Annotated in this window: 1 protein-coding gene and 1 pseudogene; both read left to right on the forward strand. The window is 68.8% G+C overall.

What is annotated here, in order from left to right; all coding sequences use genetic code 11:
- On the forward strand, nucleotides 1-2,009 hold a 2,009-nt coding region (locus NON22_RS22855; protein WP_257389293.1), incomplete at its 5' end, for a hybrid sensor histidine kinase/response regulator.
- Nucleotides 2,002-2,679, forward strand: a pseudogene (locus NON22_RS22860) (hypothetical protein); the annotation flags it as partial. The gene NON22_RS22855 and the pseudogene NON22_RS22860, both read left to right, overlap by 8 nt.

Genomic DNA, 2,679 nt, shown 5'->3' on the forward strand with positions numbered 1-2,679 from the left:
GCATCGAACCGCCGCTGCGGGCCGAACTTTTCAGCGCCGAGCAGATGGAAGAGCACGGCAGCGCGCTGGCGGCGTTCCATCGCGTGAAGCTTGGCTCGGCGCCGAACCGTCCGGCCGCGCTGCCGCCGGTCGAGGACGACGAGCCGCGTCCGGCGCAGGAAATGATCCGCGTGCGTTCGGACCTGCTCGACTCGCTCGTCAACTACGCCGGCGAAGTCTCGATCTACCGCTCGCGCCTGGAACAGCAGGTCACGACGTTCCGCTTCAACCTCGTCGAATTCGAACAGACCGTCTCGCGTCTGCGCGAACAGTTGCGCAAGCTCGAAATGGAAACCGAAGCGCAGATCATCGCGCGCTACCAGCGCGAGCATCACGAACCCGGCGAGACCGTGTTCGACCCGCTGGAACTCGACCGCTTCTCGCAGCTGCAGCAGCTGTCGCGCGCGCTCGGCGAGTCGGTCTCGGACCTGGTGTCGATTCAGAACCTGCTCGACGACCTGACGCGCCAGTCGGAAACGCTGCTGCTGCAGCAGTCGCGCGTGAGCTCGGACCTGCAGGAAGGCCTCATGCGCACGCGCATGGTGCCGTTCGACTCGCTCGTGCCGAGCCTGCGCCGCACCGTGCGCCAGTCGGCCCAGGAAATCGGCAAGCGCGCCCAGCTCAAGGTCGAAGGCGCGCAGGGCGAAATGGACCGCAACCTGCTCGAGCGCATGAAGGCGCCGTTCGAGCACATGCTGCGCAACGCGCTGGCCCACGGCATCGAGTCGCCCGACGACCGCGCGAAGGTCGGCAAGAACCCCGAAGGCACGGTCACGATCCAGGTCAGCCGTGAGGCGACCGAAGTCGTGCTGCGCGTGTCCGACGACGGCCGCGGCATGGACCGCGACGCGATCCGGCGCAAGGCCATCGAGCGCGGCCTGCTCAACGCCGATGCGCAGCTGTCCGACCGCGACCTCTACGCGTTCATTCTCGAAACCGGCTTCTCCACGGCCGAGCAGGTCACACAGCTCGCCGGCCGCGGCGTCGGCATGGACGTGGTGCACAACGAGATCAAGCAGCTCGGCGGCGGCCTGACGATCGACTCCGAACGCGGCAAGGGCTCGGTGTTCACGATCCGCCTGCCGTTCACCCTGGCCGTCACGCAGGCGATTCTCGTGCGCCTCGGCGAGGCCACCTACGCGATTCCGATGTCCTCGGTGCAGGGCGTCGTGCGCATCGGCCGCGAGGATCTCGAGCGGCGCCTGGCCACGCCCAATCCGGTCTACGCCTACGCGGGCGAGGAATTCCACATCTACGAGCTGGCCCAGCTGCTCAACGTGCCGGCGCCGCGCCTGACCGACGAAGCGCAGGTGCCGCTGCTGATGACGCGTACCGGCGACCAGCGCGCCGCCGTGCGCATCGACGGCGTGGTCGGTTCGCGCGAAGTCGTCGTCAAGTCGGTCGGTCCGCAGATCAGCTCGGTCGCCGGCATCTTCGGCGCGACCATCATGGGCGACGGCTCGGTCGTCATGATTCTCGACCTCGCGCCGCTCGTGCGCCGCTACGTCGCGCTGCGCGCGGCCAGCGTCGAGGCCGGCGTCGACATCGCGACGTTCGCGCCGCAGCCCGTCGCGCCGCCGGTCGAGGAACGCCGCCAGCCGCTGGTCATGGTCGTCGACGACTCGATCACGATGCGCAAGGTCACCACGCGCGTGCTCGAACGCAACGACATGGACGTGATCACCGCGAAGGACGGCCTCGACGCGGTCGAGAAGCTGCAGGACAAGGTCCCCGACCTCATGCTGCTCGACATCGAGATGCCGCGCATGGACGGCTACGAGCTCGCGACGTACATGAAGAACGATCCGCGCCTGAAGCTCGTGCCGATCATCATGATCACCTCGCGCACCGGCGAGAAGCACCGCCAGCGCGCGCTGGAAATCGGCGTCGAGCGCTATCTCGGCAAGCCGTACCAGGAAGTCGATCTGCTCCGCAACGTGCAGGAAACCTTGAGGTTGAGCCGTGCCTAATCCATCCGTTCACGACGAGCCCGTCAGCGTCGCGCTGCTCTACCAGACCAGCCAGCTCGAAGGCCATCTGAAGGAAGCGCTCAAGGATCTCGGCGCCGCCGTCGTCTATGAGGCGCTGACCGCGCAAATGGACCGCGACGCGCTCGAGGGCTCCGGCGCGCACGTGGTCATCGTCAATCTCGATCCGGACATCGAGGCGCATCTCGACGAGGTCTACGACCTGCTCGACGACGAGCGCTACAACGTCGTCTTCAATGACGCGCAGGTGTCGTCCGGACTGTCGGGCTGGGAGCAGGCGCGCTGGTCGCGCCACCTGGCCGCCAAGATCATGGGCCGCCCCGAAGTCGCCGACCCGCCGCGGCCGGCCGGCGTCGAGGCGCCGCCGTCACCGACGCAGAAGATCGCGCGCGGCATTCCCGACGTGCCGCAGCAGGCGGCGCCGAGCGCGACGTTCGCGCCCGACGCCGCGGCGACGGCCATGTTCTCCGGCGAAGCCGGCCTGTCCGGCGCGCTGGACGCGCTGTTCGGCGAGAACGCCGCGCCGGCCGCTGCCGGCAAGCCGGCCGGCACTGCCGCCGGCAGCGGCTTCGGTTTCGATTTCGACGAACTGCTCGGCGCCGGTCCGGCGCCGGCAGCGCCCGCCGCCGTCACCCGGGAACCGCCGCAGCCG

The organism is Tahibacter caeni (assembly GCF_024609805.1).
In the GTDB taxonomy this organism is placed as follows: Bacteria; Pseudomonadota; Gammaproteobacteria; order Xanthomonadales; family Rhodanobacteraceae; genus Tahibacter; species Tahibacter caeni.